Annotated in this window: 24 protein-coding genes; 9 read left to right on the top strand and 15 right to left on the bottom strand. The window is 65.4% G+C overall.

What is annotated here, in order from left to right; translation table 11 throughout:
* Positions 1-42: 42 nt before the first annotated feature.
* Positions 43-1314: an MFS transporter gene (locus ISP20_RS12505; protein ID WP_275586810.1), complete on the bottom strand. Its 1272-nt coding sequence runs from the start codon at positions 1312-1314 to the stop codon at positions 43-45.
* 290 nt (positions 1315-1604) lie between these two features.
* On the opposite strand from ISP20_RS12505, the gene aqpZ reads away from it, so the two are divergent.
* Entirely contained in the window at positions 1605-2303 is a 699-nt protein-coding gene (aqpZ, locus tag ISP20_RS12500) for an aquaporin Z (protein WP_204636423.1), read from the top strand.
* 68 nt (positions 2304-2371) lie between these two features.
* Here the strand turns inward: aqpZ and gloA2 are convergent, their stop codons facing one another.
* From gloA2 to rnk, 4 genes are all read right to left on the bottom strand, one after another.
* Positions 2372-2767 (bottom strand): SMU1112c/YaeR family gloxylase I-like metalloprotein, encoded by a 396-nt coding sequence (gene gloA2, locus ISP20_RS12495; RefSeq protein WP_204636422.1) that lies wholly within the window; start codon positions 2765-2767, stop codon positions 2372-2374.
* 4 nt (positions 2768-2771) lie between these two features.
* On the bottom strand, positions 2772-3728 hold the full coding sequence (epmA, locus tag ISP20_RS12490) for an EF-P lysine aminoacylase EpmA (protein ID WP_204636421.1): 957 nt from the start codon (positions 3726-3728) through the stop codon (positions 2772-2774).
* Positions 3725-6115 (bottom strand): NAD-dependent DNA ligase LigA, encoded by a 2391-nt coding sequence (ligA, locus tag ISP20_RS12485; protein WP_204636420.1) that lies wholly within the window; start codon positions 6113-6115, stop codon positions 3725-3727. The genes epmA and ligA overlap by 4 nt, the downstream gene beginning before the upstream one ends.
* A 101-nt stretch (positions 6116-6216) precedes the next feature.
* A complete protein-coding gene (rnk, locus tag ISP20_RS12480) occupies positions 6217-6627 on the bottom strand; it encodes a nucleoside diphosphate kinase regulator (RefSeq protein ID WP_204636419.1) in 411 nt (136 codons plus the stop codon).
* A gap of 250 nt (positions 6628-6877) precedes the next feature.
* Here rnk and ISP20_RS12475 point away from each other — a divergent pair, with 250 nt between their 5' ends.
* Positions 6878-8350: an MFS transporter gene (locus tag ISP20_RS12475; protein ID WP_204636418.1), complete on the top strand. Its 1473-nt coding sequence runs from the start codon at positions 6878-6880 to the stop codon at positions 8348-8350.
* Between the two features lie 62 nt (positions 8351-8412).
* A complete protein-coding gene (locus tag ISP20_RS12470; protein WP_204636417.1) occupies positions 8413-9627 on the top strand; it encodes a cation:proton antiporter in 1215 nt (404 codons plus the stop codon).
* A 53-nt stretch (positions 9628-9680) separates the two neighbouring features.
* Here the strand turns inward: ISP20_RS12470 and ISP20_RS12465 are convergent, their stop codons facing one another.
* Positions 9681-11099: a cryptochrome/photolyase family protein gene (locus ISP20_RS12465; RefSeq protein ID WP_204636416.1), complete on the bottom strand. Its 1419-nt coding sequence runs from the start codon at positions 11097-11099 to the stop codon at positions 9681-9683.
* Between the two features lie 92 nt (positions 11100-11191).
* On the bottom strand, positions 11192-12397 hold the full coding sequence (gene fabV, locus ISP20_RS12460; protein WP_204636415.1) for an enoyl-ACP reductase FabV: 1206 nt from the start codon (positions 12395-12397) through the stop codon (positions 11192-11194).
* A gap of 350 nt (positions 12398-12747) precedes the next feature.
* On the opposite strand from fabV, the gene ISP20_RS12455 reads away from it, so the two are divergent.
* The 4 genes from ISP20_RS12455 to ISP20_RS12440 all read left to right on the top strand — a co-directional run bounded on the left by ISP20_RS12455 (position 12748) and on the right by ISP20_RS12440 (position 16369).
* On the top strand, positions 12748-13911 hold the full coding sequence (locus tag ISP20_RS12455; RefSeq protein ID WP_204636414.1) for a porin: 1164 nt from the start codon (positions 12748-12750) through the stop codon (positions 13909-13911).
* 327 nt (positions 13912-14238) lie between these two features.
* Entirely contained in the window at positions 14239-14511 is a 273-nt protein-coding gene (locus tag ISP20_RS12450; protein ID WP_204636413.1) for a hypothetical protein, read from the top strand.
* The gene (locus tag ISP20_RS12445; protein ID WP_204636412.1) at positions 14508-14762 is read left to right on the top strand and encodes a hypothetical protein; all 255 of its coding nucleotides are present in this window, start codon (positions 14508-14510) and stop codon (positions 14760-14762) included. Before ISP20_RS12450 ends, ISP20_RS12445 begins: the two co-directional genes overlap by 4 nt.
* A 14-nt stretch (positions 14763-14776) precedes the next feature.
* Positions 14777-16369, top strand: coding sequence for a PepSY-associated TM helix domain-containing protein (locus ISP20_RS12440; RefSeq protein WP_204636411.1), 1593 nt, complete (start codon positions 14777-14779; stop codon positions 16367-16369).
* On the opposite strand, the gene ISP20_RS12435 is transcribed toward ISP20_RS12440, so the two are convergent.
* Both ISP20_RS12435 and pdxR read right to left on the bottom strand, forming a co-directional pair.
* Positions 16363-16671, bottom strand: a complete 309-nt coding sequence (locus ISP20_RS12435) for an antitoxin Xre/MbcA/ParS toxin-binding domain-containing protein (protein ID WP_239535756.1) — start codon at positions 16669-16671, stop codon at positions 16363-16365. The genes ISP20_RS12440 and ISP20_RS12435 overlap by 7 nt on opposite strands.
* A gap of 209 nt (positions 16672-16880) precedes the next feature.
* Entirely contained in the window at positions 16881-18356 is a 1476-nt protein-coding gene (pdxR, locus tag ISP20_RS12430) for a MocR-like pyridoxine biosynthesis transcription factor PdxR (RefSeq protein WP_204636410.1), read from the bottom strand.
* Positions 18357-18457: 101 nt separating this feature from the next.
* On the opposite strand from pdxR, the gene ISP20_RS12425 reads away from it, so the two are divergent.
* Positions 18458-18895, top strand: a complete 438-nt coding sequence (locus ISP20_RS12425) for a carboxymuconolactone decarboxylase family protein (RefSeq protein ID WP_204636409.1) — start codon at positions 18458-18460, stop codon at positions 18893-18895.
* Positions 18892-19356: a cupin domain-containing protein gene (locus ISP20_RS12420; RefSeq protein WP_204636408.1), complete on the top strand. Its 465-nt coding sequence runs from the start codon at positions 18892-18894 to the stop codon at positions 19354-19356. Before ISP20_RS12425 ends, ISP20_RS12420 begins: the two co-directional genes overlap by 4 nt.
* 9 nt (positions 19357-19365) lie before the next feature.
* Here the strand turns inward: ISP20_RS12420 and ISP20_RS12415 are convergent, their stop codons facing one another.
* The 6 genes from ISP20_RS12415 to zipA all read right to left on the bottom strand — a co-directional run bounded on the left by ISP20_RS12415 (position 19366) and on the right by zipA (position 26193).
* The gene (locus ISP20_RS12415; RefSeq protein ID WP_204636407.1) at positions 19366-20964 is read right to left on the bottom strand and encodes an alpha/beta fold hydrolase; all 1599 of its coding nucleotides are present in this window, start codon (positions 20962-20964) and stop codon (positions 19366-19368) included.
* A 180-nt stretch (positions 20965-21144) separates the two neighbouring features.
* A complete protein-coding gene (locus tag ISP20_RS12410) occupies positions 21145-21816 on the bottom strand; it encodes an NAD(P)H-binding protein (RefSeq protein ID WP_204636406.1) in 672 nt (223 codons plus the stop codon).
* 20 nt (positions 21817-21836) lie between these two features.
* The gene (locus ISP20_RS12405) at positions 21837-22697 is read right to left on the bottom strand and encodes an SDR family NAD(P)-dependent oxidoreductase (protein ID WP_204636405.1); all 861 of its coding nucleotides are present in this window, start codon (positions 22695-22697) and stop codon (positions 21837-21839) included.
* A 55-nt stretch (positions 22698-22752) separates the two neighbouring features.
* Positions 22753-23325, bottom strand: a complete 573-nt coding sequence (locus ISP20_RS12400) for a TetR/AcrR family transcriptional regulator (protein WP_204636404.1) — start codon at positions 23323-23325, stop codon at positions 22753-22755.
* A 75-nt stretch (positions 23326-23400) separates the two neighbouring features.
* Positions 23401-24972: a phospholipase D family protein gene (locus tag ISP20_RS12395; RefSeq protein WP_204636403.1), complete on the bottom strand. Its 1572-nt coding sequence runs from the start codon at positions 24970-24972 to the stop codon at positions 23401-23403.
* Positions 24973-25152: 180 nt separating this feature from the next.
* Positions 25153-26193, bottom strand: a complete 1041-nt coding sequence (gene zipA, locus ISP20_RS12390; protein ID WP_204636402.1) for a cell division protein ZipA — start codon at positions 26191-26193, stop codon at positions 25153-25155.
* Positions 26194-26199: the final 6 nt, after the last annotated feature.

Genomic DNA, 26199 nt, shown 5'->3' with positions numbered 1-26199 from the left:
GCGTTTGGGCAAGATTTGAAGAGCCCGTAAGGGCCTCTGCAGTCAGGTCGTCAGCTCGGCTTTGCCGCGGCCTTTCACCAGCAACCACACGGCCACCGCCACGCCCACCGCGGCGGTGATGGTGACGTAGTGCGCTGCAGCCATGCGGCCGGCCGTCCCCGCGAGGTAGCCGATGAAGGTGGCCGTGGTGGCACCGAACACCGCATAAGCCACGTTGTAGGCGAAGGAAATGCCGGAGAAACGGATCGGCGCGGGAAACGCCGCCACCATGATCGTGGGCACCACGGCGACAGTGCCGACCAGGAAACCGGTAAGCGCATACAACGGCAGAAAGTGCGTGCCGCCCGCCGCGAGGTCGCCGAACATCAGGTAAGTGACGATCACCAGCGCCACCGAGCCGGCGATGAGCGCCCACGCGGCGCCGATGCGATCCACCAGCCAGCCGAACGCCACGCAACCCAGGCCCAGGCAGAACGCCGCCATGCTGTTGCCGAGGAAGGCCACGTCCGCGGGAATGCCGAACGACTTCTGCACCAGGCTGGGTAGTCCCAGGGTCAGCACCAGGATGGCCGCCGTGAGCATCCAGGTCACCGCCATCGAGATCACCACGCTTCCGCCGTGACCGGCGAGCACGGTGCGCAGCGGCAATGCCTCGCTCAATGCCTTGCGTGCATGCAGTTCGGCAAATACCGGCGTCTCGCTCAGCCAGCGGCGCAGCCACACGGCCACGAAGCCGAACACGCCACCCAGCACGAACGGCAGGCGCCACCATCCCCGCAGCACATCGGCGGGCGAAAAGTGATGGTTCATCCATGCAGCCGTGAGCGAGCCGATCAGAATGCCCGCGGTGAGACCCGAGGTGAGGCACGCGCAAGCGAAACCCACCCGTCCACGCGGTGCATGCTCGGCCACGAAGACCCAGGCGCCCGGCACTTCGCCGCCGATCGCCACGCCCTGCATCACGCGCAGGCACAGCAACAGCAGCGGCGCCAGCAGGCCCACCGAGGCGTACACCGGCAGCGCGCCGATGGCCAGCGTGGGCAGCGCCATCAGGAACACGCTCAGCGTGAACATGCGCTTGCGACCCTGCCGGTCGCCGAAGTGAGCCATCACGATGCCGCCCAGCGGCCGGGCCAGATAGCCCGCCGCGAAGATCGCGTAGGTCTGCAGCTGGGCCAGCCACTGCGGCATGTCGGGAGGAAAGAACAGGTGGCTGATCGGCAGCGCGAAGAACACGAACACCACGAAGTCGTAGAACTCCAGCGCGCCGCCGAGGGAGGCCAGCAGCAGCGTCTGGATATCACGCGCGCCCATCCGTCGGTCAGCGGAAGCCAGGGGGAGCACGGTCGGAATAGCTTGCGTCATCGAAGGATCCTGCAGTACCGGGCGAAAGCGACGGAGCAGCATACACAAAGGAAAAGCCTCTTCGGTATGTCAGGTTTCACCGTTGCACTCCTGGGTGTGGACTACTCCTACGGCCAATTTTGTTAGCCTAGGCGTACTCGAGCCATGCACTAAGAGCCTGTTTCAAATCGGGATCGTTGTGGAAGTCACGCATGGATGCGCTCGAGCCATTCCCTGAAAATCTGGCAAGGAGAGTCCCCGTGAATATGGGCAAGCGTTTGGGAGCAGAGTTTTTCGGCACGTTTTGGTTGGTATTCGGCGGCTGCGGCAGCGCGATCTTCGCTGCGGCCTTCCCTGAACTGGGCATCGGTTTTGCAGGCGTCGCCCTCGCCTTCGGCTTCACCGTGGTCACCATGGCGTACGCCGTGGGCCATATCTCCGGTGCGCACTTCAACCCTGCCGTGACTGCAGGCATGTGGGCCAGCGGCCGTTTTCCGGCCAAGGACGTGATCCCCTACTGGATCGCCCAGGTCGTGGGCGGTCTCGCGGCAGGCGGCGTGCTTTACCTGATCGCCACTGGCAAGGCAGGTTTCGACGCCAGTGCGGGCTTTGCCTCGAACGGCTACGGCGAGCACTCGCCGGGTGGCTATTCGCTGATGGCCTGCATGGTCGCCGAGTTCGTGTTGACCGCGTTCTTCCTGATCGTCATCAACGGCACCACCCACAAGCTGGCGCCGAGCGGTTTTGCACCGCTCGCCATCGGCCTCACGCTCACGCTGATCCACCTGATCTCCATTCCGATCACCAACACCTCGGTCAACCCGGCTCGCAGCACGGCCGTGGCGTTCTTCCAGGGCAGTTGGGCGATCCCGCAGTTGTGGATGTTCTGGCTGGTTCCGCTGATCGGCGGCGTGGTGGGCGGCCTGATCTATCGCCATCTGCTGGACTGGCACGACTAAGCACGCACATCGCTTATCGTTGCAGTTCGAGATCCAGCGGCTTGAAAAAGCCGCTGGATTTTTTTGCCCTACACCTCGTACAACTCGATGGGCAAGCCGTCGGGATCGGCGAAGAAAGTGAAGCGGCGATCGGTGAATTCATCCACGCGCACCGGCTCGCAGTCCACGCCGCGCTCGCGCAGCGTGGCGATCACGGCGTCCACGTCCGGCACGGCAAACGCGAGATGGCGCAAACCCTGCGCTTCGGGCCGCGAGGGGCGTGGCGGCGGCGAGGGAAACGAGAAGAGTTCGAGACTGACGCCGGGCGACACTTCCAGATCCAGTTTCCAGGAATCGCGCTCGGCACGGTACACCTCGCGAACGACGCGAAAGCCCAGGGTCTGCGTGTAGAACGCCTTCGACCGCGCGTAATCCGAGCAGATGAGCGCCACGTGATGGATCGCAGGCAACAACGGCGACGTCATGGCCTCACGCCTCCGCGAACGGAAAGCTGAGCACGTCGGCGATGGCGTCGGTGCCCACCAGGCACATCAGCAAGCGCTCGATGCCCATCGCCACGCCGGCGCAATCGGGCATCGCGTCCAGCGTCTCCAGCAGGTTTTCGTCCATCGGAACCAACGGTTGGCCGCGTGACTGGCGCACTTGGTTGTCGCGCTCGAAACGGCGTCGCTGTTCGGCGGCGTCGTTGAGTTCGTGATAACCGTTGGCCAGTTCGTAACGCCCCAGGTACAGCTCGAAACGCTCGGCCAGCGGCGGATCGCCCGGCCGCACTTTCGCCAGCGCGCACTGCGAGGCGGGATAGTCGTGGATCACGGTGATGCGGTTGGCGGGAAACGATGGCTGCAGGCGATGGGTGATCAGCAGATCGAGCCAGTCGTCGCGCGTCAGCCCCTCCGGGTTGATGTTGAATTCCTCGAGCGCCAGCTGCAGTTGCTCGATCGGTGCATGCGCCGGATCGATGCCGAGTTCGTCGATGAACAACTGGCGGTACCCTTCGATCCACACTTCGGCGCGCGCGCCGGTCATGGCCAGCGCGGCTTCGACCAGCGCAATGGTTTCGGCCATCAGCCGCCGATGATCCCAGCCGACGCGGTACCACTCGAGCATGCAGAACTCGGGATTGTGACGGCCGCCCGCCTCGCCGTTGCGGAACACCCGGCCCAGTTCGTAGCAATCGCCCACGCCCGCGGCGAGCAACCGCTTGAGCGGATATTCCGGCGAGGTGCGCAGCCAGCGCGTGCGTGCGCCGGCATCGACGTGCCCGCTGAAAGTCGTGCTGAAACTCTCGATGTTCGGATCGGTGTTGCCGGCCGCCGACAGGATCGGCGTTTCCACTTCGAGCACGTTGCGTTCGGCAAAGAACGCACGAATCAGCGCATACAGACGCGCGCGCAGATGCAGGCGCCCGGCCATGTGCAGATTCATGCGCCGCCCTCGTGCGTGGCCAGCAGTTCGAGCAGGCGTGCTTCGTCCCACACCTCCACGCCCAGCTCCTGCGCCTTGTCGAGCTTGGAACCGGCTGCCTCGCCGGCGACCACGAAACTGGTCTTCTTGGACACCGAGCCGGCGACCTTGGCACCGAGCGCTTCCAGCCGCTCCTTGGCGTCGTCGCGACTGAGCGAGGCGAGCGTGCCGGTGAGCACGATGGTCTGGCCCTCCAGCGGCATCGTCGCGCTCTTGGTCGTCTTGGGGATCGCCTCGAGCAACTCCCACATCGCGGCATCGGCATCGCGCAACTGCTGCAGATGGGTCTTGTCGGCCAGGAACGCTTCGAGATTGGTGGACGCCGCCGAAGGCAGGCCGGCAGTGATCCAATGCGCGGGACCGGCCGCGACCAGTTTGTCCAGCGAGGGGAAATGCTCCGCCAGCAACTTCGTGCTCTTGGGACCGAGCTTGTTCACCCCGGCCATGTCCAGCAGGACCGCCAGGTCCAGGCGCTGGCGCAGCTTGGGCGAAGGATGGGTCTCGTCGGAGAACACGATGCCCGATGCCAGCAAGGTGTCGACGACTTTCTGATTGCCTTCCTGGGCGAAGAAGCCCGCGATGGACTTGGCCACTTCGTCGCCGATGTCCGGCAGCACCCGCAGCAGCGAGGCGGGCATGCGCCGGATCACGGCGAGGTTGCCCAGCCACGCGGCCAGCGTCTTCGCCGTGCTTTCGCCGATGTGCATGATGCCCAGGCCGAACAGGAAACGCGGCAGCGTGGTGTGCTTGCTGGCCGCAATCGCCTCGATCAGGTTCTCGGCCCACTTGGTGGCCACCTTGCCCTGCTTGACGGTTTCCGGCGTGGTGCCGTCGCGTTCGTCCGCGCGGCTCTTCATCTCCAGGAAATTGTCCAGCGTCAACGTATAGAGATCGGCCGGCGTGTGCACGTAACCGAAATCCACCAGCGCTTCGACGAAGCGCTCGCCGATGCCGTCGATGTCCATGGCGCGTCGTGCGGCGAAGTGGATCAGGGCTTCCTTGCGTTGTGCGGCGCAGATCAGTCCGCCCGAACAACGCCATGCCGCTTCGCCTTCCTCGCGCAACAAGGCCGAGTTGCACACCGGGCAATGCGTGGGCATCTGCCAGGGCTGCGTGTGCGGCGGACGAAGATCCGGCATCACGCGCAGGACCTCGGGAATCACGTCGCCGGCGCGCCGCACGATCACCGTATCGCCCACGCGCACATCGAGTCTCGCCACCTGGTCGGCGTTGTGCAGCGTGGCGTTGCTCACCGTGACGCCGCCCACCTGCACCGGTTTGAGGCGCGCCAGCGGCGTGGCCGCGCCAGTGCGGCCGATGTTGATCTCGATCGCCTCGACCGTGGTGGTCTGTTCCTGCGCGGGAAACTTGTGTGCAATGGCCCAGCGCGGTGCGCGCGACACGAAGCCCATCACGCGCTGGCCTTCGTAGTCGTCCAGCTTGTAGACCACGCCGTCGATGTCGTACGGAAGCTTGTCGCGCTTGGCGCCGATGCGGTGGTAATAGGCCACCAGGCCGTCGAAGCCCTTGGCTGTGTCCACTTCAGGCGATACCGGGAAGCCCCAGTCGCGCAGCCTGGCCAGGGTCTTGGAGTGTGTCGGGGGCAGTTCGCCGCCCTGCACGTCGCCCACCGCGTAGGCAAAGAAACTCAACTTGCGACGGGCAGTGATGGCCGGGTCGAGCTGACGCAGGGAGCCCGCCGCGCCATTGCGCGGATTGGCCAGGGTCTTTTCGCCGTGCTCGCGGGCGCGCGCGTTGAACGCCTCGAAATCCTTGTGCAGCATGATCACTTCGCCGCGCACTTCCAGCACGCGCGGCCAACCCTCGCCGCGCAGGCGCAGCGGAATGGCGCGCACCGTGCGCAGGTTTGCGGTGACGTCCTCGCCGGTTTCGCCATCGCCGCGCGTGGCGCCCTGCATGAACACGCCATCTTCGTAGCGAAGGCTGATGGCCAGGCCGTCGAGCTTGGGTTCCACCGAGAACACCGGGTTGCGGCGGTCCAGCGTCTGCTCGATGCGGCGTTCGAACTCGGCGATTTCGCGGAACCGCTCACGCTCGCCCTCGCCTTCCTGTTCGAAGGCATTGTTGAGCGACAGCATGGGAATGACGTGGCGTACCTCGGCGAAGCCGCCTTGCGCCCGCGCACCCACGCGCCGCGTGGGCGAGTCGGACGTGGCCAGCTCCGGATGGGCCTGTTCCAGCGCTTCCAGCGCGCGCATGGCGCCGTCGTACTCGGCGTCCGTGATCTCCGGATCGTCGAGTACGTGGTAGCGATAATTCGCGCGTTCGATCTTGTCGCGCAACTCGGCGGCCTCGGCGCGCCAATCGGTGGCCTGGCGCTGGCTCATGCGGGTGTCCTCATGAGCGGAAGTTTACCTAAGAGCCTGCTCGAGGTCTGCGCGTGGCGCACGCCGTGAAGGGCGCGTGCATGAAGGCGGCGTCGATGCCTTCAGCGATGCAGGTCGCCGGAAGCTTCGGGCTGGTATTCGATCTCCAGCACGCACAGCGGCCGGCGGCGGCCGTCCGGCGTGGGCCACTCGATATGCTGGCCCACCCGCAGGCCCAGCAAGGCGCTGCCGACGGGCGCAAAGATCGATACCGTGCCCGGCGCACCGGCGCCCGACGGATACACCAGCGTGATGGTCACCTCGTCGCCGGAGTCCTCGTCCTTGAAGGTGACGACGGAATTCATGGTGACCACGTCGGCGGGAATGGCGGCGGGCTCCAACACGTCCGCACGGTCCAGTTCGCCGCGCAGTTCCTCGTACTTCACGGCTTCGATCGGCGGCATGCGTTCCAGCAGTGCTTCGATGCGCTTGAGGTCAAGCGTGGAAATGACGATGGGTGGCTTGCTGCTCATGGTGACTCCTGTCTGTGTACGCGTGCTGCATCGATCCGCGGTCTATCGCAAAAGACGACGCGCCGGGACGGTGCCGCCCCGGCGCGCTCGTGTTTTTTGGTGTTCTGCGTTCATCCCTGCCCGTCGAGTCATCGACTGTAGCCATGCTTTGACGTGGCGCGCACATGCGCGACCCAAAGATGAAACGAAGCCGACTTTGGACGCAGCCACCCTCAAAAGCAAGCTGCCATAGCAGCTATAATGATGAGAGATGCCTGAAAACTTAGCCGCCACCGAAACCAATCTCCCCGTGCCGCCGCCCGGCGAGGAGGCACCGGTTTCCTCGCCGCCGGTCGACGCTTCGCAGGACCGCTATCGGGGCTTGATCTGGCTGGTGGCTGCCGCGTTCTTCATGCAGGCGCTGGACTCGACCATCGTCAACACCGCGGTACCCGCGATGGCCGAGGCGCTGGGCGTCACGCCACTGGGCATGCGCACCGCACTGACCAGTTATGTGCTGACGCTGGCCATCTTCATTCCGGCCAGCCCATGGCTGTGCGACCGATTCGGCACCCGGCGCATTTTTGCCGCCGCCATCGCCACCTTCACCATCGGCTCGTTGTTGTGCGGCATCGCGCAGACCTTGCCCCAACTGGTGGCCGCGCGCGTGCTGCAGGGCCTGGGTGGCGCCGCCCTGATGCCGGTGGGCCGTTACGTGCTCGTGCGCAGTATCGACAAGCGCGATTTCGTCAAAGCCATGAGCACGGTGGCCACCGTGGGCCTGCTCGGCTCGGTGCTCGGCCCGCTGCTCGGCGGCGCCCTGACGCAGTACACCTCGTGGCGCTTGATCTTCCTGATCAACGTGCCGGTGGGCGTGGTCGGCATGTGGATGAATCGCCGCGACATGCCGGACTACCGCCTCGACGACGTGCATCCGTTCGATCTGGCGGGATTCCTGCTGTTTGCGGCGGCCTCGGCGATGCTTCTGACCGCCTCCGAAGTCGCCAGCGGCGGTGGCCAGTGGCTGCGCATCTCGATCTACGGCGTGCTGGCCATCGTGTTCGGCGCCACTTACGTGTGGCACAGCCGGCGCACCGATCATCCGGTGGCCGATCTCAGCCTGCTGCGCGTGCGCAGCGTCTGGGTTTCGCTGGCAGGCAACCTGTTCACGCGCCTGGGCGTGTCGGGCATGTTCCTGCTGCTGGTGTTGTTCCTGCAGGTCGGTTGCGGCTGGTCGCCGCTGATGGCCGGCCTGATGATGGTGCCGCAGGCGCTGGGATCGATCACCGCCAAGTGGGGCATCAATCGCATGCTGCAGCGCTTCGGTTATCGCAAGCTGCTGTTCACCAATACCTTGATCGTCGCGGTGATGCTGGCGGCTTTCGCGCTGCTCGGCAAGAGCTCGCCGATGTGGGTGATCGCGCTGATGGTGTTCGTCTACGGCGGCTTCATGGGCATGCAGTACACCGCCATGAACACGCTGATCTACAACGACCTGGACGTGAAGTTCGCCTCGCAGGCGTCGTCGATGGCGTCGACCGCGCAGTACCTGTCGATGAGCTTCGGCATCGCGCTCGCGTCGCTGCTGATGGAGGCGTTGCTGCAAGGTCATGCGCATGAGGACTATGTCCCGGCGTTCCGCTGGACGGTGCTGTTGCTGGCCATCGTGACGGCCACGGCCAGCTGGGTGTTCAGCCGCCTGCGCAGCGAGGGTCCGCCGCGCTCGCCCCACCCGAGCGACTGAGCGCACGCCCCAGCGCAAGCATGTAGCATGCGTGGCATCCGATTGCCGCCGCGTCCCTCTGCATGCATCACGCCAGCGACATCCTGCTCACGCTGTTCATCGTCTTCGTCGCCGCCCAGATCGGCGGCGAGATCGCGCAACGCCTGAAGCTTCCCGCGGTGGTCGGCGAGATCGCGGCAGGTTGCGCTGTCGGCCCGTCCCTGCTGGGCTGGATAACCCCCGATCAGGTCGCGCCGGGCACCTCGCTGGATGTGCTGGCGGAGATCGGCGTGGTGCTGCTGTTGTTTTCGGTGGGTCTGGAAACGCGGCTGGAGGACTTGAAGAAAGTCGGCAAGATCGCCTTCATCGTGGGCGTGCTGGGCGTGTTGCTGCCGTTTGGCATGGGCGGCGTGTGGGCGCATGCCAGCGGCTTCGACTGGAGCCGCTCGATGTTCGTGGCGGCGGCTTTCGTGGCGACCTCCGCGGGCATCACCGCCCGCGTGCTGCAGGAACTGGGCGCGCTCCAACGCGTCGAGAGCAAGGTGATCCTCGGCGCGGCCGTGATCGACGACATCCTGGCCATGCTGCTGCTCGGCGTGGTGGTGTCGATGCAAGGCGGCGACGGCATCGATGTCATGCACCTGCTGGTCGTGCTGGCCGGCGCCGTGGGTTTCATCGCGATCATCGGCATCGGCGGCGCCCGCGTGATGCGCTGGAATTCCAGCTGGCTGGACAAGCCGCGCAGCCCGCACTCGGCCCTGGCCATCGTGCTGGCGCTATGCCTGGGCCTGGCCTACGTGTCGACCTTGTTCGGGCTCGCCGCGATCATCGGCGCCTTCCTCGCCGGCATGATCGCCTCGGAAACACGCCAGCAGCACACGCTGGAAAAACAGACGCAGCCCTTGCTGGCACTGCTCACGCCGTTCTTCTTCGTGGTCACCGGCAGCAAGATCGACCTGCACCAGCTGGCCAACGGCGAAGCGGCCGTGATGCTGCTGGTGGTGACCTTGATCGCGATCGCCTCGAAGCTGATCGGCGGCTTCCTCGGTTCGCTGTCGCTGGGTGCGCGCAGTGCCACGGTGGTGGGCTTTGGCATGGTGCCGCGTGGCGAAGTGGGCGTGGTGATCGCCAGCCTCGGTTTGACGGCCGGCGTCTTCACCGACCGTATCTACGCGATCATCGTGGCGATGTCGCTGCTGACCGCCATGGTGACGCCGCCCGTGCTGGCGTGGATGTTGCGCAGGACAGAGGCTCCTGTGGGAGCGCACCCTGTGCGCGACGATCCCACGGAGCCGTGACCTGCAAGGCGCATGTCGCGCACAGGGTGCGCTCCCACAGTGAGACGCTTGCCTCAGCGGGAACGCATGGCGCGATATGCCGCGAGAGCACCATCGCGACTTTCGCCCAGCTCTACCATCGGCGCCGGATAGCCGCTGCGCTTCAGCAACGCAGCATCGCGCCATGTCTCATGCAACAGCTCCACCGAAGCCCCGGCCAATTCCGGCAACCAGCGGCGCAGGTAGATGCCGTCCGGATCGAATTTCCTCGCCTGCGTCACCGGATTGAACACGCGGAAATACGGCGCGGCGTCGGCACCGCTACCGGCCACCCACTGCCAGCCCAGTGTGTTGTTGGCCAGATCGGCATCCACCAGCGTGTCCCAGAACCATTGCGCGCCGTGCTGCCAGTGCTGCCTGAGGTTCTTGCACAGGAAACTGGCGACGATCATGCGCACGCGGTTGTGCATCCAGCCCGTATGCCAGAGCTCGCGCATGCCCGCGTCCACCAATGGAATGCCGGTGCGGCCTTGTTGCCAACGCTCGATCGCCTTGCTGCTTTTCCGGGCCCAGGGAAAGGTGTCGAACTGCTCGTTGAAGTTCTGCGTGGGCGTCCTGGGAAAGTGATACAGCAGGTGGTTGGCAAATTCGCGCCAGCCCAGTTCACGCAGAAACGGTTCGATATCGGGTCGCCGGCGCGCATCGGTATCGGCGGCGCGGTCGGACAGCTGGCGCTGGATCTGCCGGGGCGATAGCTCGCCGAAATGCAGGTGCGGCGAAAGCCGCGAGGTGCCATGACGCGCAGGCAAGTCCCGAGCCCGCGCGTAATCGCTCACGGCATCGTCCATGAAGATGTCGAGCCATTCCTGCGCGCCCTGCTCGCCCGGCTGCCATGCCTCGTGCAGGCCGCCATCCCAAGGGATGCGCGGCAGCAAGGCAAGCGCATCGAGCGGTATGCTGCCATCCAGCTCGATACCCCGGAGGGAGGAAGGCACCGGCAAGGGATTCGGCGTGGCGAGCTGCGGCCGCAGCGTGCGCCAGAACGGTGTAAACACACGGTACGGCCCCTGCTGCCGTGTTTCGATCTGCCAAGGCTCGCACCACAGCGATGCGTTGAAGCTGTGCACCTCGACGCCCTGCTCGCGCAAGGCCGCCTTGATGGCGCTGTCGCGTGCGATGGCAGCCGGTTCGTATTGGCGGCTCCAGTACACCGCCGTGGCGCCGGTGCGTTCGATCAGCTCACGCAGTACCTGGAGACTGTCGCCCTGTGCGAGGTGCAGCGCATTGCCATGCTCGCGCAACTGGGCGTCGAGTCGTGACAGCGAATGATGCAGCCACCACCGGCTGGCGGCACCCGCAGACCACTGGCCGTCTTCGTGCGGCGCATGGATATACAGCGGAATGAGCTGTTCGTGCGCCTTCGCGGCAGCGCTGAGTGCGGGATGATCGGCAAGGCGAAGGTCGCGGCGAAACCAGACGATGGCGGTGTTCATGGCGGCAGCTTAGTGACCGCCCGCGCCGTTGTATGCCTCGTCTTTGGACCGTACCGGATGCCGCCGCGGCGACGGCATCCGGTGTCGTGCGGTTACAGCTCGACGACGTCGAAACGACGATCCGGGTTCACGTCTTCCTCGTAGTTCACGTCGGTGCGGCCAAAGCCGAACAGACGCAGGAAGTCGCTCTTGTAGCCGGCGTAGTCGGTGAGCTCGTTGAGGTTCTCGGTGGTGATGGTCGGCCACAGCGCCTTGCACAGCTGCTGCACGTCTTCGCGCAATTCCCAGTCGTCCAGGCGCAGGCGGCCATCGCTGTCCAGTTCCGGCGCCTGGTGATCCGTGCGGTACATGCGTTCGCGGAACAGGCGGTTGATCTGTTCGATGGTGCCTTCGTGGATGCCCTTTTCCTTCATCACGCGGAAGGAAATGGCGATGTACAGCGGCAGCACCGGAATCGCCGCGCTTGCCTGCGTCACCACCGACTTCATCACGCCCACATAGGCGTCCAGATGTTCGGCCTTGTGCTCGGCGACCAGCTGCTTGGCGGTGTTGTCCAGGTGCTGCTTGGCCTGGCCCAGCGTGCCGTGCCAGTACATCGGCCAGGTGATCTCGGTGCCGATGTAGCTATAGGCCACCGTCTTGGCATGGTCGGCGAGCACGCCGGCCTTGCTCAGCGCATCGATCCACAGCTTCCAGTCCTCGCCACCCATCACGGTGACGGTGTCCTTGATTTCCTGCTCGGTGGCCGGCTCCACCGACGCCTGCACCACGGTGTCGCGGTTGGTGTCGATCGAGTTGGCGGTGAAGGTCTCGCCGATGGTCTTGAGCGAGGAGCGCACCAGTTCGCCGGTATCCGGCAGCTTGCGCACCGGCGAGGCGAGCGAATACACCACCAGGTCGATCTTGCCGCCCATCTCGTTCTTGATGATCTCGATGGCGCGCTCGCGCGTCTCGTTGGCGAACGCATCGCCGTTGATCGAACGGCTGAACAGACCCGCTTCCTTGGCGAACTTGTCGAACGCGGCCGAGTTGTACCAACCGGCGGTGCCCGTCTTGCTCTCGCTGCTGGGCTTCTCGAAGAACACGCCCAGGGTGGCCGCGCCGTAGCCGAAGGCAGCGGTGATGCGCGAGGCCAGGCCGTAACCGGTGGAGGCGCCGATCACCAGCACGCGCTTGGGGCCTTCGCCCAGGTTGCCCTGCGCCTTGGTGATGTTGATCTGTTCGAGCACGTTGCGCTCGCATCCGACCGGATGGGCCGTCACGCAGATAAAACCACGCACCTTGGGGTTGATGATCACTCGAGGACTCCTGGGAGGCGTTGCAAACCGCCATATTAACCCGCACGCCCCGCCATGCGCTGCCGTAGGGAGTTGCGGCACGGCGACAGTAGTTTTTCGGAGGCGGAGCGATGGATGGGGGCATCACAATCCTTGCCACCATGCCTGGGCAGCCTTGGCAGGCCTGCCCGCACACCCATGGAGTACGGGAACCTCGCACCCTCATGGCCGACCCGGAGCGCCCACCGCTGGCACGCCATGTGCGCACATGGCTCGCCGCAAGCCTGAGCTGCAGCGCGGCCTGCGGCTGCGTCCATCAGCCGTCCAGACCCGCCGCGCCCACTGCCCCGACGACAGCACAGCAGACATCGGTGCCCGCCAGTTCCACCGGAAGCGACAGCAGCGCCGCGCTCGATGCAATGCGCCGGATCTCGCTGATGCGGCCCTTCGAAGGGGGCATCGACACGCCGGTGATGCACAACCAGATCAACGGCTACGTGATGATCGACGCCGCCAACAACGCTGGCGCCGCCTTGAACGACACCGTCTTCGCCGTGCGACGGGCCGATATCAGCGTCCAGCACATGCTGCGCTTCGACTGGCTGTTCTACGCCGATGCGCAGCTGGTCGATGGCCGGTTCGAGTTGAAGGATGTGTATCTGCGCAAGCAAACCCGTTATTTCGGCGTGGTGACGATCGGCAACCAGCAGGAGCCGTTCGGGCTCGAACAGTTCGGCAGCTTCCGCAACACCACCTTCCTCGAACGCGCTACCACCAATGCGCTGGCGCCGAGCCGAAGCATCGGCATCACCTCCAGCGATTTCCACGGGCCGTGGATCTGGAGCTACGGCTTCTACACCGCGGGCAGCAAGGACGAAGGCCGCACGCAGCGCGGCGTGGCGCTCACCGGCCGGCTGGCCTATCTGCTGAAAACCGACAGCGGCCCCTATCACCTCGCCATCGACTACTCCACGCGACGCGCCGGGCCGGACAACGACCAGCACTTCCAGTCCGCGTCGGAAGTGGCGCTGTCCTCCGGCGACTATTTCCTCGATACCGGCAGCATCACCGGCTCGAACAAGGTGCAGCGCTATGGGCTGGAGGTCGCCCATGTCGCCGGGCCCTTCTCGTGGCAAGGCGAATACATGGAAGCCCATCTGCAACGCAACGACGGCCTGCCTGCGCTGCGGTTTCGCGGCTGGTATGGCTATGCGAGCTGGATGATCACCGGCGAAAGCCGCGACTATCGCGAGAGCAACGCGACCTTTGGACCGGTGGTTCCGCATGCCTCGTGGAACGGCCGCAGCGGCGGCGCGCTGGAAGTAGGTGTACGGCTGAGCATGACCGACCTCAACGACCGCGACGTGGTGGGCGGCAAGGAAACCAACGTGACGCTCGGCGTGAACTGGTATCTGGACAAGTCAGTGCGACTGTCCGCCAACCTGGTGCACGCGATCGACCTGAACAAGCCGGGCAGCCCGGATAGCGGCGATCATCCGACGGCCATCGTGGGGCGCCTGCAGTATCAGTTTTAGATCTTTCCGAGCGCACGATTCCCTTCACCGTCATTCCGGCGCAGGCCGGAAGCGCTTTTCAGCCAAATGGTGGGTCATCCAGTTTCGGTGCCAACCCGTTGTCTCGCTGCGCCATTGAAAAGCGGTAAGAGCCACGGCGGCGACCGACTCTCAACGCCACTGGATTCCGGCCTGCGCCGGAATGACGGTGAGGTGAGGATGCCGCCGGGCGTGATGCTGAGCGGGTTCCGAGCATGGGGACCAAGCCATCGCGGTTGACAGCACAACCCCCAAATGAGAATAATTCTCAATATTCAAGCTGCGCGAAGACGGAAGCAAGGCGCCGACGTGATCACCTTTTGTGCCCTTTTAGCGACCCTGGCGGGTGCCGTACTGGTTTATCTGGCCAGCGGCCAGCAGCGGCTGCGCGCGTCCTCGTTGCCGGTTTCGGCCAGGCTCGCGGGGTGGCTGCTGGTGGCGCTGGGTACGCTGGGCTGGTGTTACGACGCCGGTACCGGCGCCGGCATCACAGCGGCACTGACGGCTCTGATGCTTACCTGGGTGCTGCTGCCCTATCTCGCCTGGTGGCGCATCGGCACGCCTGAAGCCGACGCATCATGATCGCCCGCTGCCTGGCCGGCACCCTGCTCGGCTTCCCACTCGCTGCCTTGTTGCTTGCCCTGGTGCTGCACCTGCTGCCGGGACATGGCGAAGCGGTCCTCATTCCGGCGCTGATTCTCTTTTTCCCGTTGTGGACCGCCTTCATGGCGGGCGCCTACATGTTTCGCAATGGCGCGCGTGCCTGGCTGGTGATGGGCGGCGCCAACGTCGTCGTGTTCGCCGCGCTGTGGCTGATGCGCCTGCCCGGCTGATACAGGACGTTCCGATGAAAGCCGCCACCCTCCGCACGTTCCAGACAGTGCATACCTGGACCGGCCTGCTCGCCGGCTTCGCTTTGTTCGTGGCGTTTTATGCGGGCGCGCTGACCGTCTTCCACGACGACATCGCCGCCTGGCAAAACCCGCCGTGGTTGGCCACCGCCGACGCCAACGTCTCCAACGACCGCTTGATCGAACGCCTGCTGAGCCATCAGCCCGACGCGCGCGCGGACTTCGGCATCGTATTGCCGCACGACAGCTCGCACGCGGCTTATGCATATTGGGAAGCGAAGAACGGCAGCCGCTTCGCCACCGCCAGCCAGGTGGATGCGCCGCGCACGGACGCTGCGGAAAACGAACTGGCCGACTTCGTCTACGCGCTGCACGACTCGCTGGGGCTGCCGGTGATCGGCATCTACCTGATGGGCATCGTCAGCGTGATCTATGGCCTGGCCTTGCTCTCGGGCCTGCTCATCCACCTGCCGCAGCTGGTGCGGGATCTGTTCGCCATGCGCGTGGGACACAACCTCAAGCGGCTTTGGCAGGACGCGCACAACGCCATCGGCGTGATCAGCCTGCCGTTCCATGTGGTCTTCGCGGTGACCGGCGCGCTGTTCTGCCTGTTCGCCATCACGCTGGCGGCGCTCAACACGGTGGCGTTCGACGGAAAGCTCTCGGAGGCCTTCAGCAGGGCCACCAACACCACGCCCGCCGTGACGGTGAGCGGTATCCCGGCGAGCATGCTGTCGACCGAGGTGTTGATGCAGCGCGCGCAAGCCGAAGCGCTCAAGAGCGGCGTATCCAGCTTCGAACCCGTCTACCTGCACTTCGTGCATTACGGCGATCGCAACGCGGTCGCCGAAGTGATGGGACTTGCCCAGCACACCCTCGGCTCGTACGGCACGGTGGCGATGTCCGCGCACGACGGCAGCGTACTGGCCACCTTCGTGGGCAACCGCTACAGCGTGAACGGCATCAGCTATGCCGCGCTGTTCGGCCTGCATTTCGGCAGTTTTGGCGGACGCACGGTGCAGTGGCTGTATTTCGTGCTCGGCCTGGCCGGAGCGTTCCTGTTCTATTCGGGCAACCTGCTGTGGATCGAATCGCGCCGCAAGCGCCGCCATCTCGAGCAGCCGCGCAAGACGCTGGTGATGGCGCGCGCCACCGTCGGCGTGTGCATCGGCAGCTGCCTGGCGATCAGCGGCGCCTTCGTGGCGACCTGGATCGCCGAGCGCCTGGGTGTGGAAGCGGGGCTGCCGCAGCGCGTGGCCTGCTACGGACTTTTTCTCGCCGCCTGCGCGTATGCCTGCCTGCGCCCCATCGCCAAGGCCACCATCGAACTGTTGTGGGCAACCGCTGCGCTGACCCTGCTCATGGCGTTGGTCGATCTGGCTGTCAACGCAGCGGCGATGGCACACGAGTGGTCGCCGCTGGCGTGGCGGGTGATCGGCGTGGACCTTACCGGCATTGCGCTGGGCATCGTGTTCGCGCTGTTCGCACGCGCCGCCACGCGACGCGCGTACACGGGCGACGCCAACAGCGTGTGGGCGATCCGGCCGACGCGCGGCGACGTGGCAATCCGAACCGAGCGCTCTCAGTAAGCCATGCGCACGGCGTTGATGCGCGCCGATACCGGCGCGTCACTCAGCAGCGCTATCTCGTCCCACACCGTGTCCGCTTCGCCGTCCGCCAGCAGCTCATAGGCGGTGCGGCCGTCGAATGCGTTCTGGTGGCGGCACATCCAGCGCACGGCGCGCTGGCGATCCCCGAGGCTCTGCACCAGCATCGAGGCGAGCGTGTCGTGGCGCTGCTCGAGCACGATGAAGGCACGCTCCATCACGTCATCGCGCAATGCGTTGATCTGGGCTAGTTCGGTGGCGACGTCCTGAAACCTGATGGTCATTTTGCGCATGCGTTCGCTCCCTTCCCCCACGCCGTCCGGTGATGTCGCCCGGAACGCCCTGCCCGTTGCGCGGGAGGACGTCTGGACGCCTATCGCTCCGCCCTGAGCCGTCGTGCTCGTTGCGCGGCGACATCCATCGAATGCCCACCATGCGGCCCGATCATGCGCAAGCAAATGCTGAATTCGCGTGAATTTGCAGCGTCCCGCGTCTAGGACTTTTGGGTGGTAACCGAATGGCCAGGTGGGTCTTCGGCGGCCTGGCCGTGAAGCAAGGACGCCAGCAGTTGCATGGAGGTGTGAATGTCGTGCACCGGCGTGTCGCCGTAGCCGAACTGCAGGCCCTGGCGCGGGTGGCGTCCGGCGTAAAACCGGCGGATACCGTACAGCGCCAGCGACGCGGCGCGCGCCTTGGCGATCAGGGCGTCCTCGTGCACGCCTTTGCGCAGCATCGCCGTCATGTGGATACCGGCGGCCGGCACGATGGGTTCCAGCCATGGCGAAAGCGGCCCGCGCAGGTGCTGCAGCAAGGCGAGGCGGCGTTCCGCGTAGTGTTTCTGCATCCGGCGAAGGTGCCGCCCGAACTCGCCGTCGAGCATGTAACGGCCCAGGGCCGCCTGCGTCAGACTGCAGCCGTGCCAGTCGGTGATCTGTTTCGCCTTGAGGAATTCATCCGCCAGCGATGGCGGCGGCACCACGTAACCGATGCGCAGTTCGGGAAAGAGGGTTTTGGAAAACGTGCCTATATAGGCCACGACACCGTTGCGGTCGAGGCTCTTGAGCGATTCCAGCGGCCGGCCTTCGAAGCGGAATTCGCCGTCGTAATCGTCTTCCACAATCAGTGCGCCACGGCGCGATGCCCATTCGAGCAAGGCCATGCGCCGCTCCAGGCTCATCGGCATGCCCAGCGGAAACTGGTGCGAGGGCGTGACGTAGACGAGCCGCGCCTCATCGGGAAGTTCATCCACGCACAGGCCCTCCTCGTCCACGCGCACCGGCTTCACGCGTGCGCCCATGGCCAGCATGCTGCTGCGCGCAGGCGGGTAACCGGGTTCTTCCATCACCACCACGTCGCCCCGATCGACCATCACGCGAACGGCCAGGTCGATCGCCTGCTGTGCCCCCTGGGTGACCATCACCTCCTGCCAATCGCAGGCCACGGCGCGGTTGAAACCCAGATAGCGTGCAATCGCCAGGCGAAGTTCCTGCTCGCCGGCCGGATCGCGATAGATGCCACGGCCGCGCGCCTGCGCACGCAGGGCGTGGGCGATGCATTTGCGCCAGACATCGGCATGGAACAGCGATTTGTCGGTGACGCCGCCCAGGTAGTCGTAGCGAAGCCGCTCGCTCACCCTGGGCATCGCCAGCGTCGGCGGCACGCGTCGCCAGACCTTGGCCGGCTTGGGCGACACGCCGCTGCGGGCTCTCGTCTTCGATGGCATGGGAGTGAACCCGGTCGCCACGAAGCTGCCGTCGCCCTGGCGGCCGATCAGGAAACCCTCCGCGCCCAATCGCTCGAACACCTCGAGCGTGGTCTTGCGCGAAACACCCAGTTGGACGGCCAGATCGCGCGAGGAAGGCAGTCGCGAACCGGGCGCCAGCCGGCCTTCCACGATCGCAGCACGCAGCTGCTGGTATAGCTGTCCGGCCAGGTCGCGCCGACCGGAGATGGTGAGCTGAATGTCCATCAATGGCTACCTCAGTTCTCTTGAAAATGGATATTCAAGAAGGCCATTGAAGAGTCTAGCCTGTTTCCACCTTCACCGAATCCCTCATCGAGGAACCCGCCATGAGCCAGCGTATCGACTTCTACAAAGCCAGCCCCGACGCCATCAAGGCGATGATGGGCCTGGAACAGCGCATCACCAAGAGCGGCCTGGACAAGTCCCTGGTCGACCTGGTCCGCCTGCGCGCTTCGCAGATCAACGGCTGCGCCTATTGCATGGACATGCACACCGCCGATGCGCGCAAGGCCGGCGAGAACGACCGCCGCCTCGCCACCATCAGCGCGTGGCGCGAAACCACGTTCTTCACCGACCGCGAGCGCGCAGCGCTGGAATGGACCGAAGCACTCACCCTGATCGCCGACAACCACGTTCCCGACAGCGTGTGGGAGTCGGTGAGGCCGCATTTCTCGGACGAAGAACTGGCCGACCTCACCCTGCTGGTGATCGCCATCAACGGCTGGAACCGCTTCGCGATTTCATTCCGCAAGCTGCCGTCATGAAGACCTCATTTTCGGGTTTTGCTTCCGTGCTGTTTTCGCTGGTCATCGCGTTCGGTGCCGCGAGTGCGGCACATGCTCACCAGGGCGGCGAAGAAAGCGTGCAGCCGCTGATGAAACAGCCGCTGCCCGATGTGCCGGGCAAGAACGCCTTGATGGCTACGGTGACGCTGGCACCTGGCCAGAGCGCGGCGCCTCATCTGCACCCCGGCTCGATCTTTGCCTACGTGCTCGAAGGCGAAGTGATTTCGCAGCTCGAAGGACAGGATGCGAAAACCTATACGGCCGGCCAGAGCTGGTACGAGCCGCCGCGCACGCATCATCTGGTCACCCGCAACGCCAGCACCACCCAGCCGGCCAAGCTGCTGGTATGGGCCATCGTCGCGCCGCAGGATCCCATCAAGCTGCCCCTGCCGCAGACCTCGTCGCTCAACCCGGTATTGCCCGCGCTCGTCGCGCAGTAAGCGACGGCATCACGGCTGGCGAAGTATCTCCAGGATCTTCGCCAGCACTTCCTCGTTGAGATAGAGCTTGTGATCGCTGTCGACCACGGTGGTCGAGGTGGCGCCGGGAATCAGCGCGCTCTTGAGCGGCACGTAGCCATCGCTGGGCGGATCGGAGCCCGCCAGATCGCCCGCGAAGGTGTAGTAGCGGACGCCCGGCACCGGCATCAAGGCCTGCGCCGCATGGCTCACCGGCTGCGTGGCGCGCAGCGTGCTGATGCTGGTGAGACCCTTGTGCAGATAGTCCGCGGCCAGCAATGGATTTTCGTGTTCGCGATTGTCCTGGGCCACCCGATGCAACGCGTCGAGTTCCGGCGCGTGGGCGTGTACGAAACGCAGGGCGAGCCTGCCCAGGAAACTGTCCGCCGTGGGGCTGCCCAGGTGTGGCGAGGCCAGGAAGATCGCGCGCGTCACGCCGGGATAGGCGCGGAAACGGAACAGCGACTCGACCTGCGCGATGTCGGCAGCTGAACCCTGCAGCTCACTGGCCGGCACATCGAACACGGCATTCCAGATGACGTTGCCGCTGTCGGACACCAGCAGCCGCGAGATCACGCCGCCCATGCTGTGGCCGATCAGCACCATGTCGCGACGCGCGGGCGCCGTACCGTCGGAATCAAGCAGGCGCCACGCACGATCCATCATGCGCTGCACATTGAGACGATTGAGCAGCACGGGTGTATTGGTGGGATAGATGATGTGCCATACCTGATAGCGCGCTCGCAGCTCGGGCGAACCGTCGATCAGATTGGTCAGCCTGGCCCACACCATCGGGCTGCGCCCCAGCCCATGCACCATGATCACCGGCGTCTTGGCCGGGTCATAATCCTCCAGCAGATACAGGCCGGCGCGCAATGCGAACTGGCGTCCGCCGATGAGATTCCACACCGCCAGTCGATTGATGCGCGTGCGATCGAACAGCGCGGCATAGGCCGCCGAAAAATCCGTCGCCAACGGCACCTCGCGTTGGCCGATGGTGATCTGCGTCCGTTGGCGCGTGCCCGCCACCACCAGCTCGGCGGTGCCGTCTTTCCCCGGCTCGATCCATGCGGTGAGCGCGCGCGTGATGCCATCCGGCGGATCGAGCGCGCAGATCGGCCGGTCATGGCATTGCGCCTGCCAGCCCACCATCGGCACGCCGAAGCCAGGCGAGGTGTAGCGCTCGCCCATCACCGCGGGAATGGTGACTTCGTCGGCACGGACCAGCGCGATGGGACCGTCGTAAAGACTGTTGGGCAAGTCGCGAAACACTACCCGCAGCGGCTCGCCTGCCACGCTGAGCGTGCGCGGCCGCCACAGTGCAGGCTCCTGGTCCAGCAGATAGCCCAGCAGCTCGTGCGTGCAGCTATCGGCGATGGCTTGCGCCGTTGTCTGCTGCGCCGCCTGGTCCGACTCCAATGCGCGATAGGCCGCGACCGCGCAACGCATCCAGCTGCGCGCGGCGATGTCCTTGCGCGGCGTTTCGGCGGCCTCGCGCCACAGATGTCTGGCACGGACGAGTGCATCGCCCTCGCCCCCTGTTTTTACCGTACCGCTGCAGGCTGCCAACAGCACGAGGCCAGCCAACACGGCCAGGCGGCACGAGCGTGTTTTGCCAGGGACACATGAGCGGCGCATGCGGGCACTCGTCGCCAGACGGGTTGCAGACCAGGCAGGCCGGTTCGCACAGGCCCACAGCCAAGGGAACGCCGCGCCACGCTACGCCATTCATCCGATGGGCGCACTACTTCTTTGGCATGCCCGTTGTGCTCAGGCCCTTCCCGCCGCGTCGAGAATGTCCTGACATTCGAGAATCGCCCTGGGCGCGCCATGCCTCGCCACCGACAACATCGCCTGCCCGATGATCACGGTGCTGAGGATGTGCCTGGGAAACAGGGCGCGCAGCAGGGGCACCAACGGCCGCGAAAGCACATACACCACGCGCGACAGGGTGGTCTTGGACCGCTCGCCGTGCACCGGCTCGATAAAGCCGGGGCGGAACAGGAACACCTGGCGGAACGGCAGCTTTCGCAGCGCATTCTCGGTACGCCCCTTCACCCTCGCCCACATGCTGCGCCCCTGTTCGCTGCTGTCGGTGCCCGCTCCGGATACATAGACGAACACCATGGCAGGATTGAGCCGCACCAGCGTATTCGCTGCCGCCAGGGTCAGGTCGTAGGTGAGCCGGGTATAGCCGGCCTCGTCCATGCCTGCCGCACTGACGCCCAGGCAAAAGAAGCAGGCGTCGTAGCCCTGCAGCTCATGCTCGATCGAACGGTAGTCGAAGAAATCCCCATGCACGATTTCACGCAGCTTGGGGTGGACGACGCCGCCCCCCGTCCGTCCCACCACCAGCACCTCATCCACATCCGGCGCGGCCAGGCATTCGCGCAATACGCCCTGCCCGACCATGCCGGTGGCACCCCATAGAACGATCTTCATCGCGACACCTCCATGCGCTCTCACGCCGCCGGAAACGGCGGCATGTCGCCCGCCTCGTAATCGGTGGACACCGTCACGTCGCGCCAGCGTTCGGCGGCCTTGCTGCGCTCGCCATCGATCATGCCGAAGTAATGCAGCGCGTCGCTGCCAAGCAATAGATGGCGCGGCGGCTGCTCGTGATAACCCATCTTCAACACCACCTGGGCCACGCGTGCCGCATCGCCCGCCTGTTTGCCCAGCGCATCCTTGAGCCGTTCGCGGAACACGCCGACGGAGGCCTGATAGTCAGGCAGCAGATCCCCCAGCGTGCTGTTGGCCTCGGCGGCCCAATCCGTGCGCATGCCGCCGGGCTCCAGCGAGCAAAGCCTGATACCCAGATGTTCGACCTCCGCCGCCACCACCTCGGTGAAGCCGCCCACCGCCCACTTCGCCGCCTGGTAGGCGGACAGGCCCGGCGTGCCGATGCGCCCACCGACCGAGGAAATCTGCAGGATGTGCCCCGAACGCTGCGCGCGCATCACCGGCAAGGCGGCGCGGGTCAGGTTCACCACGCCGTAGAAGTTGGTTTCGATCTGGGCGCGGAAATCGTCCTCCTCGGTCTGCTCGAATGGCCGGGCGTGACCATAACCGGCGTTGTTGACCAGGACGTCCAGACGTCCAAACGCCTTGACGGCTTCGTCCACGGCCACGCGGGCCGCCACGGGATCCGCCACATCCAGAGCCACCGCGCGAACCTGCTCGCCATAACGCTCGACCAGATCGGCCAGCTGCTCGGGGCGACGCGCCGTAGCCACCAGCCGGTCGCCATGGGCGAGCACCGCTTCGGCGATATCGCGGCCAAGGCCGCGCGCACTACCTGTTACCAACCATACCTTCGACATGATGTTTTTCCTCGTTATTGAGTGATTACACACTCATTTAATGATCACAAAAAAATCAGGCTTTGCCGATCGCATTCCAGAACGCCTCGAAGCCTGCCGTTCGATAGTGTTCTGCCCGTGCCGGTTCGCGCACGACGAAATCCATGGTGGTTTCCGCCAGGGCCGTCAGCAAGGCACCCACGAAAGCGGGATCCAGATCCTTCAACGCCCCCTTCGCCGTTGCCTCCTGCAACATGCCCTGGACATCGCCAAAGGGCGCCGAGCCGATCGCCTTGGTTTCCGGCGTGATGCGCTCGGAGACGCTGAGCTGCGCCATTACCTTGCGTCCGTGCGGATGGGCCACGCCCCAGCCGATATAGGTGCGCCACACATGGCTCGCACGCTCGCGACTGCTGGCCCTGCGCGGATAGCCGGTGAGCATGGCATCCCGCATGTCCACCTTCAGCTCCAGGTACAGCTGGTTGAGCAGCGTGTCCTTGCTGTCGAAATAGGTGAACAGCGTGCCTTCGGCCACCCCCGCCTCGCGGGCGATCTTCGCGGTAGGCGCACTGATCCCCTGCTCCGCGAACACTTTCGTGGCGGCATCGAGGATGGCGTTGCGCTTGTCTTCGCTGCGAGGACGGGCCATGAGGGTCAATAACTGAGTGACCACTCAATCATAGGTCCGGCTGCTCCGGACTTCAAGGGCCGTGCCGGAGAAACCTCAGAGCAGGCCTTCGATCGGCAACAACCCGCTGGCGTTGACCTTGAAGCGCCGCCACCAGCTGGTCTCCGGCGCGTGGTCGTAGCGAACCTCCGGCTGGCCCGGCGTCTTGCCCAGCCAGTACACGCTGCCCTTGTCGTCCAGCAGCACCTGGTAGCTGTGCACCGGCTTGGTCGCGTCGGCGAAGATCGCCAGCAGCGCCTTGGCCAGAGCCGGCGAGTCCACGATCACGCCATCTTCGGTATTGATGTGCACCGAGCGCGGATCGAGATTCATCGAGCCGACAAAGGCATGTTGCTCGTCGACCACCATCGCCTTCGCGTGCAGGCTGTTGCTGCCGGAGGACGAGCCGAAGAAACTGCTGCCGCCGCGGCCGCGCCGGGCGTCCGGCTTCAATTCGTACAGATGCACGCCGGCCTTCAACAAAGCCACGTGATAGGACGCATAGGCAACATAGACATTGCCGGCGTCCGTGGAGGCCAGCGAGTTGGTGAGGATCGCCACCTCGACACCGCGGTCGCACATGCCCTTGAAGTACGCCACGCCCTTGTCGCCCGGCACGAAGTACGGCGAGATCAAGGTGAGCCGTTGCTGCGCGCCATCCATCCACGCGCGGATCTGCGGCGCCATGTGCAGGTCTTTGGCATCAGCCGCGGGATTGCCCTTCTCCGGATCATCCGCCAGATACGTGGCGGTGCCCCAGGCCCAGGCGGTGGCCGGCGCCTCGTTCGCCAGGTCGCCGACGCGGGCGACCAGACTCTGCGCATAGCCGCTCTCGCTGAACTGGCGCGCGCTCGCCGCCATGGTCTTGCGCAGCTGCGCCAACTTCTCGGCACTGGGCGTCTTGCGATGGAAGGCCCCAATCGGAAACGACTGCTCGCTGTTCCAGTACCGATCGAACATCTGCCCGACTTCAGCCACCACGGGACCCACGGTCAGCACATCCAGGTCGCGGAAGTTGACGCTGTCGTCCGCATCGAAATATTCGTCGCCGATATTGCGGCCGCCGACGATGGCCATGGCGCCGTCGGCGATCATCGCCTTGTTGTGCATGCGCCGGTTGAGCCGGGAGAAATCGCCGGCAAACTGCATGCCCATGCTCAAGGTCGACTTGCTGCGATCCAGAAAGGGATTGAAGAGCCGGATCTGGATGTTCGGATGGCCATCCAGGATGCGCAGCACATCGTCGTTGCCGGCCACATGCAGGTCGTCGAGCAGCAGGCGCACGCGCACGCCGCGATCGGCCGCCGCCAACAGGCGCTGCGCAAGCAGGCCGCCGGTCGCATCGGAATGGAACATGTAGTACTGCAGGTCGAGCGAATGCACGGCGCGATTGGCCAGCGCAATGCGCGCCAGCAAGGCGTCGTTGGAGTCGCTGATCAGCCGCAGGCCGCTGTCGCTGCCATGTTGCGCAGCGATGCGCTTGGCGTACGCCTCCAGCGGCGCATCCGGCTGGACCGGCAGCACCGTGCTGGGAATGCGTGGGTAATCGGGACGAAGATCCGAATGGGTGCAGGCAGCCAGCGCCAACAGCCCTAGACAGGCGAGGCGACGCAACAAGGTGCAGGCCATGTTCCCTCCTTGGAAGCGACTGTGGCTGAGGTAGCAGTCGGGCGCAAGGTCTTGGATGAAGACTGCCCTTTGTGGGAGCGCACCCTGTGCGCGACTAGGCGTCGCTACGTAGCCACGCCCAGTCGCGCACAGGGTGCGCTCCCACAGGGGGAGGTTGCTGCTAGCCGGTCTCTACAGGGATCAACGCCCGAAGGTGATTTCCCGGCCTTCGTGATCGCGATCCCAACCGCGCAGCTCGTCGCGGATATGCGCCACGCGCTGGCGGCCGAGGGCATTGCGCTCCTCGTCCAGCACCTGGCCATCGAGCAGTTCGGCCAGGCGTTGCGCGGTGGGCAGCATGGCGTCCCACGCGTCGAGCGCGGGGATCGGTGCCGGCAGCGTCATGAAGAAACTCAGGCCCGGCGTACGCATGGCGTCCACGCGGCTGAGGTCGAAATTGCCGGGCTTGACCATGTTGGCGACGCTGAAGATCGGACCCAGCTCGCGCTTGCCGTCCAGCAGCCGGTGGTAAATGCCCATGTCGCCGAATTCCAGGCCGGTCTTTTCGGCGGCCACGATGAGGTCGGCGCCGTTGAAGACATTGCCCTCGCGCGCCACCACGAACAGCGTGACGATGCGTTCCACCGGCAGGCGTTCCGGGCGACGGCCAACGTCCGAGCGCGGCGGCACGCGCGGCGTCTCCGGCATCGGCGCAGGGGCCGGGGCGGCTACCGGGGCCGGCTCGGGCTCATGCACGCGCGGCGCGGCGACCTGATCGGCCCCCGTGGCCTGCGCCAGGCTTTGTTCGAACTGCTCCGGCGGTGCGCGCAGCGCATCGACAATGGATGCAGCCATGCCCAGCGGCCGGCCCACCGGTGCCGGATCGACGCGGCCCTTGCCGCCGCGATCCTTGCCGTCCGCAAGCGTGGCGCCCAGACGTTCCAGTTCCTCGCGGAAACCGACGTCGAGCTCGCCCTGTTGCGGCGACTGGCGAGCATCGAGCTCGTCCATGTGGAAATCTTCGCGCGCACTGAACGAGGGTTCGTCGGACGTCTCGCCTTCGGTACCGAAGGTCGGCTCGCGACGCTCGCCCGAGGCCATCACCACCACACGCCGCTTGCCCTGCTCCTTCTTCGGCTGGCCGAACAGCCACATCGCCGCCAGCACGACCAGGCCAAGGATGAGCATCGGGATGCCGACGGCGGCATTCCAGGCGAAAGCGAGTACGGGTTGCGCGGTCATATCAAA

The sequence above is a fragment of the Dyella kyungheensis genome (genome assembly GCF_016905005.1).
GTDB classification, from domain to species: domain Bacteria; phylum Pseudomonadota; class Gammaproteobacteria; order Xanthomonadales; family Rhodanobacteraceae; genus Dyella; species Dyella kyungheensis.
The sequence above is the reverse complement of the archived record's forward strand: the minus strand, read 5'-3'. Positions and strand labels throughout refer to the sequence as shown.

Bases quoted from the DNA above. Each gene is read 5' to 3' on its own strand.
- ISP20_RS12505 (WP_275586810.1), bottom strand. From the start codon at position 1,314: ATGGGCGCGCGTGATATCCAGACGCTGCTGCTGGCCTCCCTCGGCGGC.
- gloA2 (WP_204636422.1), bottom strand. From the start codon at position 2,767: ATGACGTCGCCGTTGTTGCCTGCGATCCATCACGTGGCGCTCATCTGC.
- epmA (WP_204636421.1), bottom strand. From the start codon at position 3,728: ATGAATCTGCACATGGCCGGGCGCCTGCATCTGCGCGCGCGTCTGTAT.
- ligA (WP_204636420.1), bottom strand. From the start codon at position 6,115: ATGAGCCAGCGCCAGGCCACCGATTGGCGCGCCGAGGCCGCCGAGTTG.
- rnk (WP_204636419.1), bottom strand. From the start codon at position 6,627: ATGAGCAGCAAGCCACCCATCGTCATTTCCACGCTTGACCTCAAGCGC.
- ISP20_RS12475 (WP_204636418.1), top strand. From the start codon at position 6,878: ATGCCTGAAAACTTAGCCGCCACCGAAACCAATCTCCCCGTGCCGCCG.
- ISP20_RS12470 (WP_204636417.1), top strand. From the start codon at position 8,413: ATGCATCACGCCAGCGACATCCTGCTCACGCTGTTCATCGTCTTCGTC.
- ISP20_RS12465 (WP_204636416.1), bottom strand. From the start codon at position 11,099: ATGAACACCGCCATCGTCTGGTTTCGCCGCGACCTTCGCCTTGCCGAT.
- ISP20_RS12445 (WP_204636412.1), top strand. From the start codon at position 14,508: ATGATCGCCCGCTGCCTGGCCGGCACCCTGCTCGGCTTCCCACTCGCT.
- ISP20_RS12440 (WP_204636411.1), top strand. From the start codon at position 14,777: ATGAAAGCCGCCACCCTCCGCACGTTCCAGACAGTGCATACCTGGACC.
- ISP20_RS12435 (WP_239535756.1), bottom strand. From the start codon at position 16,671: ATGACCATCAGGTTTCAGGACGTCGCCACCGAACTAGCCCAGATCAAC.
- pdxR (WP_204636410.1), bottom strand. From the start codon at position 18,356: ATGGACATTCAGCTCACCATCTCCGGTCGGCGCGACCTGGCCGGACAG.
- ISP20_RS12425 (WP_204636409.1), top strand. From the start codon at position 18,458: ATGAGCCAGCGTATCGACTTCTACAAAGCCAGCCCCGACGCCATCAAG.
- ISP20_RS12420 (WP_204636408.1), top strand. From the start codon at position 18,892: ATGAAGACCTCATTTTCGGGTTTTGCTTCCGTGCTGTTTTCGCTGGTC.
- ISP20_RS12410 (WP_204636406.1), bottom strand. From the start codon at position 21,816: ATGAAGATCGTTCTATGGGGTGCCACCGGCATGGTCGGGCAGGGCGTA.
- ISP20_RS12405 (WP_204636405.1), bottom strand. From the start codon at position 22,697: ATGTCGAAGGTATGGTTGGTAACAGGTAGTGCGCGCGGCCTTGGCCGC.
- ISP20_RS12400 (WP_204636404.1), bottom strand. From the start codon at position 23,325: ATGGCCCGTCCTCGCAGCGAAGACAAGCGCAACGCCATCCTCGATGCC.
- ISP20_RS12395 (WP_204636403.1), bottom strand. From the start codon at position 24,972: ATGGCCTGCACCTTGTTGCGTCGCCTCGCCTGTCTAGGGCTGTTGGCG.
- zipA (WP_204636402.1), bottom strand. From the start codon at position 26,193: ATGACCGCGCAACCCGTACTCGCTTTCGCCTGGAATGCCGCCGTCGGC.